The organism is Branchiibius hedensis (genome assembly GCF_900108585.1).
In the GTDB taxonomy this organism is placed as follows: domain Bacteria; phylum Actinomycetota; class Actinomycetes; order Actinomycetales; family Dermatophilaceae; genus Branchiibius; species Branchiibius hedensis.
This window is the reverse complement of the sequence record NZ_UESZ01000001.1, coordinates 1,212,265-1,225,605: the sequence shown is the minus strand read 5'-3', so window position 1 is coordinate 1,225,605 and position 13,341 is coordinate 1,212,265. Positions and strand designations below refer to the sequence as shown.

Annotated in this window: 13 protein-coding genes and 1 riboswitch; of the genes, 9 read left to right on the top strand and 4 right to left on the bottom strand. The window is 66.3% G+C overall.

The window, feature by feature from the left end; all coding sequences use genetic code 11:
* Window position 1: 1 nt before the first annotated feature.
* From DR843_RS06030 to DR843_RS05995, 8 genes are read left to right on the top strand one after another with little or no spacing between them, the layout of a single operon-like run.
* On the top strand, window positions 2-2,359 hold the full coding sequence (locus DR843_RS06030; RefSeq protein WP_109684552.1) for an ATP-binding cassette domain-containing protein: 2,358 nt from the start codon (window positions 2-4) through the stop codon (window positions 2,357-2,359).
* Window positions 2,356-2,856: a hypothetical protein gene (locus DR843_RS06025; RefSeq protein WP_109684551.1), complete on the top strand. Its 501-nt coding sequence runs from the start codon at window positions 2,356-2,358 to the stop codon at window positions 2,854-2,856. Before DR843_RS06030 ends, DR843_RS06025 begins: the two co-directional genes overlap by 4 nt.
* Before the next feature lie 41 nt (window positions 2,857-2,897).
* Complete coding sequence (locus DR843_RS06020; protein WP_109684550.1) at window positions 2,898-3,695, top strand: DUF1295 domain-containing protein; 798 nt, start codon at window positions 2,898-2,900, stop codon at window positions 3,693-3,695.
* Window positions 3,688-4,158, top strand: a complete 471-nt coding sequence (locus DR843_RS06015; protein WP_109684549.1) for a low molecular weight protein-tyrosine-phosphatase — start codon at window positions 3,688-3,690, stop codon at window positions 4,156-4,158. Before DR843_RS06020 ends, DR843_RS06015 begins: the two co-directional genes overlap by 8 nt.
* On the top strand, window positions 4,134-4,922 hold the full coding sequence (locus tag DR843_RS06010; protein ID WP_109684548.1) for a fructosamine kinase family protein: 789 nt from the start codon (window positions 4,134-4,136) through the stop codon (window positions 4,920-4,922). The genes DR843_RS06015 and DR843_RS06010 overlap by 25 nt, the downstream gene beginning before the upstream one ends.
* 45 nt (window positions 4,923-4,967) lie before the next feature.
* Window positions 4,968-6,449 (top strand): aspartate ammonia-lyase, encoded by a 1,482-nt coding sequence (aspA, locus tag DR843_RS06005; RefSeq protein ID WP_109684547.1) that lies wholly within the window; start codon window positions 4,968-4,970, stop codon window positions 6,447-6,449.
* Window positions 6,446-7,762 (top strand): anaerobic C4-dicarboxylate transporter, encoded by a 1,317-nt coding sequence (locus DR843_RS06000; RefSeq protein WP_109684546.1) that lies wholly within the window; start codon window positions 6,446-6,448, stop codon window positions 7,760-7,762. The genes aspA and DR843_RS06000 overlap by 4 nt, the downstream gene beginning before the upstream one ends.
* A gap of 15 nt (window positions 7,763-7,777) precedes the next feature.
* On the top strand, window positions 7,778-8,161 hold the full coding sequence (locus tag DR843_RS05995; RefSeq protein ID WP_170119762.1) for a DUF732 domain-containing protein: 384 nt from the start codon (window positions 7,778-7,780) through the stop codon (window positions 8,159-8,161).
* Here the strand turns inward: DR843_RS05995 and DR843_RS05990 are convergent.
* The 4 genes from DR843_RS05990 to DR843_RS05975 form a co-directional block, all read right to left on the bottom strand.
* On the bottom strand, window positions 8,151-8,501 hold the full coding sequence (locus DR843_RS05990) for a ferredoxin reductase domain-containing protein (RefSeq protein WP_109684544.1): 351 nt from the start codon (window positions 8,499-8,501) through the stop codon (window positions 8,151-8,153). The genes DR843_RS05995 and DR843_RS05990 overlap by 11 nt on opposite strands.
* Before the next feature lie 58 nt (window positions 8,502-8,559).
* A complete protein-coding gene (locus DR843_RS05985; protein ID WP_109684543.1) occupies window positions 8,560-9,051 on the bottom strand; it encodes a Dps family protein in 492 nt (163 codons plus the stop codon).
* Window positions 9,052-9,437: 386 nt separating this feature from the next.
* Window positions 9,438-9,752 carry a DMT family transporter gene (locus tag DR843_RS05980; RefSeq protein ID WP_109688628.1) on the bottom strand — a complete coding sequence of 105 codons (315 nt, stop codon included), beginning with the start codon at window positions 9,750-9,752 and terminating at the stop codon, window positions 9,438-9,440.
* 16 nt (window positions 9,753-9,768) lie between these two features.
* A riboswitch (guanidine-III (ykkC-III) riboswitch) is annotated at window positions 9,769-9,831 on the bottom strand.
* 7 nt (window positions 9,832-9,838) lie between these two features.
* On the bottom strand, window positions 9,839-11,041 hold the full coding sequence (locus tag DR843_RS05975) for a cysteine desulfurase-like protein (protein WP_109684542.1): 1,203 nt from the start codon (window positions 11,039-11,041) through the stop codon (window positions 9,839-9,841).
* A 202-nt stretch (window positions 11,042-11,243) separates the two neighbouring features.
* Here DR843_RS05975 and DR843_RS05970 point away from each other — a divergent pair, with 202 nt between their 5' ends.
* Window positions 11,244-13,253, top strand: coding sequence for a S53 family peptidase (locus tag DR843_RS05970; RefSeq protein ID WP_245934017.1), 2,010 nt, complete (start codon window positions 11,244-11,246; stop codon window positions 13,251-13,253).
* Window positions 13,254-13,341 lie beyond the last annotated feature (88 nt).

Below are 13,341 nucleotides of genomic sequence, written 5' to 3'. Positions count from 1 at the left end.
CATGACGCGCTCCGGACAGTCAACCGCCCCGGCCGACCAACATGACGTGATCACCGTGCACGGTGCTCGGGTCAACAACCTGCGCGACGTGAGTGTGACCATCCCCAAGCGCCGCCTGACGGTCTTCACGGGCGTGTCCGGGTCGGGCAAGAGTTCCCTGGTCTTCGGCACGATCGCCGCCGAGTCGCAGCGTCTGATCAACGAGACCTACAGCGCCTTCGTGCAGGGCTTCATGCCCACCCTGGCACGGCCCGACGTTGACGTCCTGGACGGCCTGACGACCGCGATCATCGTGTCTCAGGAACGCATCGGCTCTGATCCACGCTCAACCGTCGGCACGGTGACCGACACGAACGCGATGCTACGAATCCTGTTCTCCCGCCTCGCAGTTCCGCACATCGGCGGGCCGCCGGCGTACTCCTTCAACACCCCGACGGTGCATGGCTCGGGAGCGATCAGTGTCGGTACGAAGCGGGCGACGAAGGCGACCTTCTCCCGGCTGGGCGGGATGTGTCCGCGCTGCGAAGGCCGCGGCAGCGTCTCCGACTTCGACCTCACAGCGCTCTATGACGACAAGCTGTCGCTGGAGGATGGCGCGCTGAAGATCCCCGGCTACTCGATGGACGGGTGGTACGGGCGGATCTTCAAGGGCTGCGGCTTCTTCCCGGCCGACAAGCCGATCGCCACGTTCACCGCCAAGCAGTTGGACGCACTGCTGCACAAGGAGCCCACCCGGATCAAGGTCGACGGCATCAACGTCACCTACGAAGGGCTGATCCCCAAGATCACCAAGTCCATGCTGTCCAAGGACCGCGAGTCGATGCAGCCGCACATCCGCGCCTTCGTCGACCGGGCCATCACCTTCTCCACCTGCCCCGAGTGCGACGGGACCCGCCTCGCCGAGCCGGCGCGCACCTCGCGGATCGGCCAGACCAGCATTGCCGACGCCTGCGCGATGCAGATCAGCGACCTGGCCGCCTGGGTGCGCTCGCTGGACGAACCGTCGGTCGGACCGCTGCTGGATGCCCTACGCGACAGCCTCGACGCGTTCGACCGGATCGGGTTGGGCTATCTGTCGCTGGACCGGCCGGCGGGCACGTTGTCCGGGGGAGAGGCGCAGCGGGTCAAGATGATCCGGCACCTCGGTTCCCCGCTGACCGACATCAGCTATGTCTTCGACGAACCGTCGGTCGGGTTGCATCCGCACGACATCCAGCGGATGAACGAGCTGCTGCTGCAACTGCGGGACAAGGGCAACACGGTGCTGGTGGTCGAGCACAAACCGGAGCTGATCGCCATCGCCGACCAGGTCATCGACCTGGGACCGGGAGCTGGATCATCCGGTGGCACAGTGACCTTCGAGGGAACAGTGGCCGGGCTGAAGTCGTCTGGGACCGTCACCGGGCGGCACCTGGACGATCGAGCGAGCCTGAAGGTCGACGTACGGCGAGCACGCGGCACCCTGCCGATCCGCGGCGCCCACGCGCACAACCTGCGGGACGTCGACGTCGACATCCCGCTCGGGGTCCTGGTCGTAGTGACCGGCGTCGCGGGATCGGGCAAGAGCTCCTTGATCGAGGGTTCCCTGACGGGGCGGGACGGCGTCGTCGTGGTCGACCAGACGCCGATCCGCCGGTCGCGCCGATCCAACCCAGCGACGTACACCGGTCTGCTCGAGCCGTTGCGCAAGGCGTTCGCCAAGGCCAACGGGGTCAAGCCGGCACTGTTCAGCGCGAACTCCGAAGGTGCCTGTCCGACCTGCGGTGGTGCCGGGGTGATCTACACCGACCTGGGCATGATGGCCGGGGTGAGCACGGTCTGCGAGGACTGTGAGGGCCGCCGCTTCCAACCGGAGGTGCTGGGTTACCTGCTCGGTGGGCGCTCCATCGCGGACGTGTTGGAGATGTCCGCGGGCGAGGCAGAGCCCTTCTGCGCTGAGGTGAAACTGCCTGCGGCAGAACGGATCCTGGCGCGACTGACCGATGTCGGACTCGGTTACGTCACGCTGGGACAACCCTTGACCACCTTGTCCGGCGGTGAGCGGCAACGCCTGAAGCTCGCCGCCCAGATGGGGGAGCAGGCCGACATCTACGTCCTGGATGAGCCGACGACCGGTCTGCATCTGGCCGACGTCGAACGGCTGCTGGCCCTGTTGGATCGGTTGGTGGACTCGGGCAAGTCAGTGATCGTCATCGAGCATCACCAGGCGGTGATGTCGCACGCCGACTGGATCATCGATCTCGGGCCGGGCGCGGGCCACGACGGCGGGCGGATCGTTTTCGAGGGCAGCCCTGCTGACCTGGTCGCCGGGCGATCAACGCTGACGGGGGAGTACCTCGCGGCGTACGTGGGCTCATGACCGACCGGATGCAGCCGTTCGAGGTCGCCAACGCGCTGCGGTCGCACGATCACGATTGGTACCGGCGCCTGGATGCCCGGCTGCATTGGTTCAGTTTCTGCGTTCCGCGGCCCAAGGAGAGCGAGCCGGACCGGTTGGCGATCGCCTTCCGACTCGATCACGCACCGGTCGAGGAGCTCGCGTCCCTACTGAACGTCTCTGCGGGGAACTTCATGGTGCAGACGCCGCAGGCCGGCCCGCTCGCCGGCATCGAACTCAGCAGCGACACTTCCCGGATGACGTTCGACAGCGCAGACGACCTTCAGCCCTGGCCGCTGCTGACCGTGACGTTATGGAATCCGCGCGACATGTGGCACGTCGATGACCAGCTCGTCGAGGCTGCCGCGCAGGCAGAGCAGGCGCTGGATCTGCTGCCGTTGCAACGGTGGCCCTTGGAGACCCGGCTGCTTGGTTGGTTGACGCCCGCACGACACCCAGAATTGTTCACCGCCACCTGACCCCACTTTCGGAGGCTGGTTCGGCGGTTACCGTGGCCGTAATGAATCTCGACATCCAGAACCTCCGACGCGTCGCAGGCGTATCCGCCCTCGCGGTGACGGCGATCCAAACCGTGACCGCCGCCGTTGCGATCCCGCGACAACGACGCGACTACGCCGACGGGGCGTGGGGTCCCGGACTGGCCGCCGTGGCCATCACCGGCGCGGCGCTGGGCACCGGTGATCCGGTACGCCGATGGACCACTGCCGCTCTCACGACCGCCTGGGCCGCGCGGCTGGAGCATCTGATGCTCGGTCGCTTGCGCGGCAAAGACACCGAGGACGACCGCTACACCGACTTCCTCGCGGGATCCTCGACGGCCGCAGTCATCGGCAAGGTGTTTGTGACACAGGCTGTTTCCCAACTACTCGTGTCGGCGCCCACACAGGTGGCAGCAGCCTCGACCCTCCCCAAAGGTCGGCGCCGACTGTTGTTCCCCCTCGGCGTCGCCATCATGGTCACCGGCGCAGTCGTCGAGGGGGTCGCCGACCGGCAGAAGGACACCTACTCAGCGCAACCCCGTGAGGAACGCCCGTCGGTGCTCGACACCGGTCTGTGGGCGTGGTCACGGCATCCGAACTACTTCGGGGACTCGCTGTTCTGGGACGGGGCCTACGTCGCTGCCGCTGCATCGCCACCGGCAGGGTGGACCTTCCCGGCGCCGATTGCGATGAACTACTTCCTGATCTATGCGACCGGCGCGAAACGCACTGAGACAAAGATGCAGGACCGGCCCGGTTACCGCGATTATCAGAAGCGTGTCTCCTTCTTCTTCCCGTGGCCGGGAAAGCATGCCTGACCCGTTACGCATCGTCTTCGTCTGCACCGGCAACATCTGCCGCTCACCGATCGGCGAGAAGGTGTTGCAACGCGAGCTCGATGACGCCGGACTCGGTGACGCGGCGACGGTGACCAGTGCTGGGACCGGCCCCTGGCACGAGGGTGAGCCCGCCGACCCTCGAGCCGCGGACGTCCTTGCGGCCGCAGGCTATTCGAACACCCACACCGCTCACCAGGTCACTGACGAGGACCTCACAGCGGACCTCCTGGTTGCGCTGGACGGCGGGCACGCGCGGGAGCTGCGCCGTCTGGGTGCCCCCGCGGATCGGGTGCGGCTCCTGCGCTCCTTCGATCCGGACGCTGACTCACCGGATGTGCCTGACCCCTACTACGACGGCCCGGCCGAGTTCCGCGACGTGCTCGCCATGGTCGAAGCAGCGACTCCCGGGGTGGTGCAGTGGGTGCGCGACCAGTCACGCTGAGCGACGGTCGCCGCGGCTTCGCCAAAGAGGCACCGCAGTCGGCGATCACCGCGGAAGCCGCCTCCCTGGAGTGGCTGAGGGTGCCGGACGGTCCGCCATTGCCGACGGTCCTGTCGCACGACCCCCAACGGCTGGTCACGGCGTACGTCGAGTCAAGCCGACCGGACCCGCAGGTCGCCGAAGACTTCGGTCGGCGGTTGGCGGCCATGCACTCGGCCGGCGCCGCGGGCTTCGGTGCCGCGCCGCCTGGTGGTCCTGAACTGGCCTGGTTCGGGGCGACCCGGATGCTGAACAAGCCAGTGCCGCAAGAGGATTGGGCCACCTGGTATGCCCGGGACCGGGTCGCTGCCTACGTCAGACAAGCCGTCGACGCAGGTTCGCTGACGCTGGGGGAGTCGGCCGTCTTCGACGAGGTGTGTGAACGGTTGCCGCAGTTGGCCGGACCCGCGGAGGCTCCGGCGCGACTACACGGTGACCTCTGGTCCGGCAACGTGTTGTGGTCCCACGACGGCGCCTGGTTGATCGATCCGGCCGCCCATGGCGGCCACCGGGAGAGCGACCTGGCCCTGTTGGCGCTGTTCGGGTGCCCCCACCTCGAACGCATCCGATCGGCGTACGACGAGGTGTCACCGCTGGCCCCCGGATGGCGCGGTCGGGTCCCGCTGCACCAGCTCTTCCCGCTGCTTGCCCACGTGGTGATCTTCGGGCGCGGCTACGCCGGCCAGGCGCTGGACGCTGCTCGTTCAGCGCTGGATATCGGCTGAAACCGACACTTCCGAACGATCCCGCCCAGCCACTAACGTTCGAGCATGACCACGCGCACCGAAGAGGATCTGCTCGGCTCGAAGCCCGTGCCGGCAGAGGCGTATTACGGCATCCACACCGTCCGAGCGATCGAGAATTTTCCGATTTCGGGCATCACGATCAACGACGTCCCCGAGTTCATCCGCGGCATGGTGCAGGTCAAGAAGGCTGCGGCGCTGGCGAATAAGGAGCTACGCGTCTTGCCGGTGGATGTCGCGGATGCGATCGTCGCCGCCTGCGATGCGATCCTGGATGAGGGCCGGTGCATGGATCAGTTCCCGGTCGATGTCTTCCAGGGCGGCGCCGGCACGAGCGTCAACATGAACACCAACGAGGTGGTCGCCAACCTGGCCCTCGAATTCGTCGGCTATGACAAGGGCCGCTACGACGTGATCAATCCCAACGATCACGTCAACAAATCCCAGTCGACCAACGACGCCTACCCGACCGGGTTCCGGATCTCGACGTACACGATGGTGCAGAGCCTGGTTCAGGAGGTGCAGGAGCTTTCGTTCGCGTTCTCGGCCAAGGCCCAGGAGTTCGCAACGGTGCTGAAGATGGGCCGCACCCAGTTGCAGGATGCGGTGCCGATGAGCCTGGGCAGTGAGTTCGAGGCGTTCGCGGTCAACGTCCACGAGGAGATCACCCGGCTGCGCACCGCGGCGGAGCTCCTTTTGGAAGTGAACCTGGGCGCCACCGCGATCGGCACCGGACTGAACACACCCCCGGGCTACCCGGCGGCCGCCGCCCGGCACCTGTCCCAGGTCAGTGGGTTGGGCACGGTCCCGGCAGCGCACCTGGTCGAAGCGACGTACGACAACGGTGCCTACATCGCGGTGCATTCGGCGGTGAAGCGGCTGGCGACCAAGTTGTCCAAGATCTGTAACGACCTGCGGCTGCTGTCTTCTGGACCGCGAGCGGGTCTGCACGAGATCAACCTGCCGGAAATGCAGGCCGGCTCCTCGATCATGCCGGCGAAGGTGAACCCGGTCATCCCCGAGGTCGTCAACCAGGTCTGTTTCAAGGTCATCGGCAACGACGTCACGATCACGATGGCCGCGGAGGCCGGCCAACTGCAGCTGAACGTCATGGAGCCGGTGCTGGCGGAGTCACTGTTCGAGTCGTTGCGGCTACTGACCAACGCGTGTGCCACGTTGCGGACCAAGTGCATCGTCGGAATCACCGCCAACCCGGAGGTGTGTCAGGCGTACGTCATGAACTCGGTCGGCATCGTCACCTATCTCAACGAGGTCATCGGCCACCACGCCGGCGACCAGGTGGGCAAGGAGGCTGCCCGCACCGGCAGGGGAGTGCGCGAGGTGGCCCTCGAGATGGGGCTGCTCAGCGAGACGCAACTGGATGAGCTGCTGTCGGCCGCCAACTTCCTCAACCCGACCTTCGCCGGCCGACTGTACGCACCCGACGAGCGGGGGATTCCGCTGCCGCAGAGCCCTCCGACGACCGACGCTGACGCACCGGCGTCATGATCGTCCTGCAGTTCCTGGTCGTTCTCCTTTTCGTTTTCATCGGAGCCCGACTCGGCGGCATCGCCATCGGTCTGGCCGGCGGCGCCGGTGTCATCGTTCTCGGTCTGCTCGGACTGCAGGTCGACCCCAAAACCGGTGTGCCGTGGGACGTGCTCGGCATCATCATCTGCGTCATCGCCGCGATTGCGGCGATGCAGGCCGCTGGGGGATTGGAGTTGCTGGTCTACCGCACCGAACGGCTCCTGCGGTCAAGACCAAGCAACATCACCTTCATGGCGCCGGTCGTCACCTATTTCATGACGGTCCTGTCCGGCACCGGCCAGATCGCCTTCTCAACGCTGCCGGTGATCGCGGAGGTGAGCAAGGAGGCCAAGATCCGGCCGTCGCGGCCGTTGTCGATTGCAGTCGTGGCCTCCCAGATGGCGATCGTTGCCTCGCCGATCTCCGCGGCGACGGTCGCCATGGCCGCCGTTCTTGAGCCAATGGGCGTCGACTTCATCAAGATGCTCACCATCTCCGGTATCTGCACGTTGACCGGCTGCATGATCGCCGCGTTCGTGGCGTCCAGACTCGGCTGCGAGTTGGAGGACGACCCGATCTACCAGGACCGCCTGGCGCGTGGTCTGGTCTCGCAGTCCGATCCGGCGGCGCGGGAGAACTTCACACCCCGCAAGGGAGCCGCGCTGTCGCTGATCATCTTCGCCGTCACCCTCGTGGTGGTGGTGCTGTACTCCACGGCGATCTCGGAGTCAGTCGGCCTGATCAGTGATCCGACGATCGACCGGTCGGCCGCGATCATGACCTTCATGATGCTGGCCGCGTTGCTCATCGTGGTCTTCTGCAAAGTCGAACCGCCCGCGGTCATCGAGACACCGACGTTCCGGGCCGGGATGAACGCAGCCGTCTGCATCACCGGCGTCGCCTGGTTGGGAAACACCTTCGTGCAGAACCACGTTGAAGACATCGAGCGCATCGGCGGCGACGTGATCCACGACCATCCGTGGATGTTGGCGATTGTCCTCCTGCTCGCATCGGCGTTGCTCTACTCCCAGGCGGCCACCACGATCGCGCTAATGCCGGTCGCGGCGGGAATGGGCGTGTCCGCCTCCGCGCTGCTCGCCTCGTTCCCAGCGGTGACCGGCCTGTTCCTGTTGCCGACCTACACCACGGTGGTGGCCGCGATCGAACTCGACGACACCGGGACGACCCGGATCGGCAAATACCTGTTCAACCACTCGTTCATGATCCCGGGTCTGGTGGCGGTCGCCAGTTCGATCGCCCTGGGCTTCGTGATCGCTCCGGTCCTGATCTGAATCGCGAGGATGCCAATGCGCTCACGCCTCATGTCGATGGTGTCGCTGGGCACCGTGGCGGTGATCCTCACCGGCTGCTCCGGCGACACCGGCGCCGACAACGTGCCCGCGCCCCGCGACGAGGCCGCGTTCATCGCGGCCGTCAAGCAATACCAGACCGAGCAGATCGATCGGGCTGAACTGATCCGCCAAGGCGATGCGGTCTGCGAATCACTCTCAGATTCCGCGGACGCCGACGGGCTCTACCAGGCGCTGGTGAACAACGCAGACGCTGGAAGTGGCCCGTTCTTCGGCGAGCCCCGCCTGGGGGTGATGTCCGCGGCCGTGAAGTATTTGTGCCCCGAGTGGGCTGAAGTGGATCACCAACAGCAGGGGAGTGCTACGCCGCTCAGATCGTGAGGTGATCGACACCCAGGTCGCGTAGATCCACCCGGCTGCTGGCGTGACCGCCGAGCCAGACGGTGACGTTGCGGCGCAGGTCCAACTCCTGGGGGACCCATTCGCTGACCCAGGCCGTGACGGCCTGGTCAAGGGAACCGGTGCTGGGCTCGATGCGCTGAATGGACACCCGGGCTGGCGCGGTCAGTCCGTCGAGGCTGCCCGCCGGCGCTTCGATCAACACCTGGCCGTAGGCGTCAGCGGGCAGAAGCGCCAGCGCAACAGCGATGTCGTCCAGGTCGGCGATGTGGCCGGCGATCAGGACGTGCTCCAGCGGCAGGCGACGACGATGGGACCTCACAAAGTTAAGCATAGCCTTACCTTCGTGAGGTCCGCCATCGGCGTCGCCGTGAGTGTGGTTATGCGGCGATGTGCGCCTGCAGGAGCCAGCGGTCCTTGGTCAGGCCCCGCTCGATCTCGATGGCGACATCCTGGCTGCTGAGGTCGATGTCATCCAGGCCGGTGACGGCTGCGCGCACGGTGACCAGCGCGGCGTCGATCAGGCCGACGACCTGCGCCACGGTGGTTTCCCAGGGCTGGAAGCCGTCGGACAGCGCGGGCAACGTGGACTTCGCGGCGACGGTGGCCAGGCGAGCGTCCAGGGGCAGACCCAGAGCGACGACGCGCTCGGCGGCGGTGTCGGCGAAGCCCTGGGCATCGGAGACAACAGTGTCGAGCAACTCGTGGATGCCGATGAAGCTGCCGCCGCGCACGTGCCAGTGCGCCTGCTTGCCGTTGACGACCAGCGCCTCCAGGTCAAGCACGACCGGCGTCAGGAACTGCGCGGCTCCGGCAGCGACCTCGTGCGAGGCAGCGAGCGTGGTGGGGGCTTCGGTGGTTTTGGTGGCCATGTCGAACTCCTAGTGTCGCTGAACTGAAACTTGAATGATTCCAGGATGGTCCAGATTGGCCTGCGTGACAACGAAGAGCAGGCTGGCCTAAACAACACCAGACCAGACTGACTAATGTCCGATAATCTACATTATGTCAAGTAGTTGTCTGTGTATTGAATCAGATGCAATCATCCGTCTAACCATCCACTGCTACCCCGTGCGAGATCGTCGGCGGCCTGCCGACCTGCGCAAACGGCTGCGAAACGCAGCGGTTCGATGGTGGCAGCGAGTTCTTGAGCCGTTTCCAGGTCGCCTGTCGCTACGACACGACACGCCGCTGACCTTCATGGATGCGTGTAATACAGAACGTAAGACAATCATCGAAGTGCGAACCGGGCGCAGCCTCAGTTGGCGAGTTTCAGACCGATGACGCAGGCGACGATGCCGACCAGGCACACCAGTTTCAGGACCGAGACCGCCTCAGCGCCGGTCGCCATCGCGTAGATCACCGTGCCGGCCGCGCCGATCGCCGTCCAGATCGCGTACGCCGTGCCCACTGGCAACGTCCGCAACGCGTAGCCCAGACCGATCATGCTGGCGACGGTCGCGACCACAAAGATCGTTGAGGGCAACCACCGGGAGAAACCGTCGGACTTGCTCAGCGCGGTAGCCCACACCGCTTCGAGCCCACCGGAGACAATCAGAATCAACCACGCCATCGCGGCCACGACCTTCCGTGGCCGTCTTGTCGCTGTCCGGGTACGGCTCCCTCGTCCGGCGCCACGATCGTGGCCCCCTCATTGTCTCAGAGAGCCGCGTGCACGGCGGCCACCAGGCGTTCCACCTCATCGACACTGGTGTACGGCGCAAGCGAAACCCGCAGCCCGCCGGACTCCCCCAGGCCCAACGCCTGCGCCGGTTCGTAGGCGTAGAACGTCCCGGCCGGTGCAATCAGCTGCTGGGTGGCCAACTCGTCGGCGATCATTGCTGGGTCGGCATCAGTGAAGGTCAGCAGCGTGGTCGGCGTACGCCGTTGCGCCCGTGAGTGATTCACCACCCGCCCGTCGGCGATCAGATCCGCCAGACCGTCATCCAGTACGCCGAGCAGCCAACTCTCGTGGGCGGCGAACGCCTCGTGCGCCGACCGAAGGCGTTCCCGGCGGGTCTCCCCTTCGCCCCACGATGCGATGAAGTCCACGGCCGCCGTCGCTGCGGCCAATTGCTCATACGGCAACGTACCCAGCTCGAAACGCTCCGGTGACTCGTTCGTCGACGGCAGCAGCTTGTCCGGCGAAACATCCTGCAGCAGAGTCGGATTCGCGATCAGGACACCGCAGTGCGGTCCGAAGAACTTGTACGGCGAGCACACGTAGAAGTCCGCGCCGAGCGCAGCGACATCCACGAAGGAATGGGCTGCGTGATGCACTCCGTCCACCCACACCCACGCACCCACCTCGTGCGCCGCGGCAGACAGTACCGCCACGTCCGGACGCGAACCAATCAGGTTCGACGCACCCGTCACCGCCACCAGTCGGGTCCGTTCGGTGATCGCAGCGGCCACTGACTCGGCGGTGAACTGTCCTGTCTCCGCGTCGAGTTCGAGCCAGCGCACCGTGACGTTGGCCCGCTGCGCGGCGATCACCCAGGGGCGGACGTTGCAGTCATGGTCCAGTTGCGACAGGACGATCTCAGTCCCACTCCCCCACGTGCGCGCCAGAGTCCGGGAGAAGTCGAAGGTGAGCGCCGTGGCCGAGCGGCCGTGCACGATGCCAGCGGCGGGCACACCAGACAGATCGCCGTACGCCGACCTGAAGTCATCGACGTACCACGCGGCGTTGCGGGCGGCCAGGCTCCCCGCACCACGGTTCGACAGTGGCGCCTGGAGGGCGCCGAAGATCGCCTGGGCCACCGACGACGGAGTCTGTGTCCCGCCAGCACCGTCGAAGTACGCCTCCCCCGCGGCCAGGGCCGGGAAGTGCGATCGGAAGGCGGTGACGTCGAGTTCCATGCTGCGACCCTGTCACACCCGCCCCTCCCAGCCAACGTTCAGCCTGGCCCAAGGTTTCATTCAGCCCAATCTGCCTGCGGCACAGAATCTTTCGTCTGAGCGATCCACAGCGCCGAATCAACCATGCGGCAGCTGATCAACAGGTAGTTTGCCGGAGGTGCGTCATATCGACGGACTATTCAAGAGATAGAGGACTGCCAGTATGGGATTGCGCAAGAACCGGCGGCGGACGTCGCAACAGGTGGCTGCCGTTACCGTCACACTCGCCTTGAGCGTCGCAGGAGCCGCCGCCGCCAATGCGTCGGTTACCGCCGACGGGTCCGTGAAGTACACCGGCTCAGTCCCCAAGTGGGCGGTCAGCGCCCAGGACGCGGGAGCCGCACCAGCAGACGACACCGTCGAGGGCGAGATCTACCTCAACCTGCAGGACAAGCAGGGTGCCGAGGCGTTGGCGACCGCGGTCTCCACGCCGGGAAGCCCGCTCTACCGCCACCCGTTGACCCCCAGCCAGTGGATCAGCCGCTTCTCCCCCACGGCCAGCCAGTACGCAACCGTGGTGAACAAGCTCAAGGCCGAGGGCCTCACCATCACCGGTACGCCGGCCAGCCGGCTGTACGTCGTGTTCCGCGGCACGGCCGACCAGGTCAACGCCGCCTTCTCGACCTCGATGCACCTCTACCACCACGCGGGCACCCGCCTGGCCGCTCCCGCCAAGGCGCCGGCGCTGCCGTCCAGCATCGCCCGGTTGGTCAGTGCGGTCAGCCTGGACCAGTCGCGGCTGCAGACCCGGCCGAACCTGGTCTCCCCCGGGCACGTCGACAAGGCCTCGGGTTCATCGACGCTGAACCAGCCCAAGGCGCAGGCCCGCAGCACGCAGCAGACGACCCCGTCCACCACGGCCGCGTGCTCGCAGTACTGGGGCCAGTACACCTCGAGCGTGCCTGCCGCCTACAACGGCCAGACGACTTACCCGACCAACATCTGTGGCTACGACGCCAAGCAGTTGCGCTCCGGGTACAACCTGAACACCTGGAACACCCTGGGCGTCAACGGTTCTGGGCAGACTGTCGCGATCACCGATGCCTACGCCTCGCCCACCATCGTCGCTGACACCAACGCGTTGGCAGCGCAGAGCGGCGAGCCCGCGCTGGGCGCGAACCAGTACCAGCAGATCGTCCCGGGCACCTTCTACGACGAAGAAGCCTGCGGCGGTCCCAGCGGCTGGCAGGGTGAGCAGTCCCTGGATGTGCAAGCCGTCCACTCGATCGCTCCGAAGGCCAAGATCCTGTACGTCGGTGGTTCCAACTGCGGCGGTGGCCTCGACATGGCCCTGTCGACGATCATCGACCAGAAGCTGGCCACAGTGGTCAGCAACAGCTGGGGCGACGTCGGCGAGGATGTCCCGGCCGAGGTCCTCGCCGGTGAGCAGAACATCTTCGTGCAGGCTGCCGGCGAAGGGATCGGCCTGTACTTCTCCAGCGGCGACAACGGCGACGAGGCCGCTGCTCTCAGCACCCCCGAGCCGGACTTCCCCGCGTCCGACCCGTTCGTCACCTCGGTCGGCGGTACCTCGATGGGTATCGACAAGAAGGGCAAGCTCGCGGTCGAAACCGGATGGGGCACGGCGTACCAGCGGATCCTGGACAACGCCGACGGAACGTCGACCTACGCCGGTGCGCTGCCGGGGTCGTTCGGCGGCGGCGCCGGTGGCGGGATCAGCACGCTGTTCGCCGAGCCCGCGTACCAGAAGGGGGTCGTCCCCAACTCGCTGTCCGGTGGCAAGCGCGTCTCCCCCGATGTGTCCGCGCTCGCTGACCCGTACACCGGATTCCAGATCGGGATCAGCCCGATCACCGATGACGGCACCCTGGCCACCGCTGACTACGAGAACGAGACCTACGGCGGCACCTCCTTGGCCTCGCCGCTCACCGCCGCGATGGTGGCTCTCTCGCAGCAGTTGACCCACTCGAGCGTCGGGTTCGCCAACCCGACGCTGTACACGCTGAACCGCTTCGTGCCCGGATCGTTCCGGGACGTGAAGCCGTCGAGCACACCGGTCGCGGTTGAGTACACCTCGGCCTCCAGCGGCCACCGGTTCTTGATCACCATGGACAAGGACACCTCGCTCACGACGACCGCCGGGTACGACGACGTCACGGGGATGGGCGCGATGTCGTTCAGCCTTGCCCAGTTGCTGGGCCGGGGTCGCTGACCGGAGCGTCGAACCAGTTGCGGGGCCGGGCAATTGCCCGGCCCCGCCGTACGTTTCGGTCGTTTTCACACCACGTCCCATGAGCACG

Bases quoted from the DNA above. Each gene is read 5' to 3' on its own strand.
- DR843_RS06020 (WP_109684550.1), top strand. From the start codon at position 2,898: ATGAATCTCGACATCCAGAACCTCCGACGCGTCGCAGGCGTATCCGCC.
- DR843_RS05995 (WP_170119762.1), top strand. From the start codon at position 7,778: ATGCGCTCACGCCTCATGTCGATGGTGTCGCTGGGCACCGTGGCGGTG.
- DR843_RS06000 (WP_109684546.1), top strand. From the start codon at position 6,446: ATGATCGTCCTGCAGTTCCTGGTCGTTCTCCTTTTCGTTTTCATCGGA.
- aspA (WP_109684547.1), top strand. From the start codon at position 4,968: ATGACCACGCGCACCGAAGAGGATCTGCTCGGCTCGAAGCCCGTGCCG.
- DR843_RS05970 (WP_245934017.1), top strand. From the start codon at position 11,244: ATGGGATTGCGCAAGAACCGGCGGCGGACGTCGCAACAGGTGGCTGCC.
- DR843_RS05975 (WP_109684542.1), bottom strand. From the start codon at position 11,041: ATGGAACTCGACGTCACCGCCTTCCGATCGCACTTCCCGGCCCTGGCC.
- DR843_RS06025 (WP_109684551.1), top strand. From the start codon at position 2,356: ATGACCGACCGGATGCAGCCGTTCGAGGTCGCCAACGCGCTGCGGTCG.
- DR843_RS05980 (WP_109688628.1), bottom strand. From the start codon at position 9,752: ATGGCGTGGTTGATTCTGATTGTCTCCGGTGGGCTCGAAGCGGTGTGG.
- DR843_RS06015 (WP_109684549.1), top strand. From the start codon at position 3,688: ATGCCTGACCCGTTACGCATCGTCTTCGTCTGCACCGGCAACATCTGC.
- DR843_RS05985 (WP_109684543.1), bottom strand. From the start codon at position 9,051: ATGGCCACCAAAACCACCGAAGCCCCCACCACGCTCGCTGCCTCGCAC.
- DR843_RS06030 (WP_109684552.1), top strand. From the start codon at position 2: ATGACGCGCTCCGGACAGTCAACCGCCCCGGCCGACCAACATGACGTG.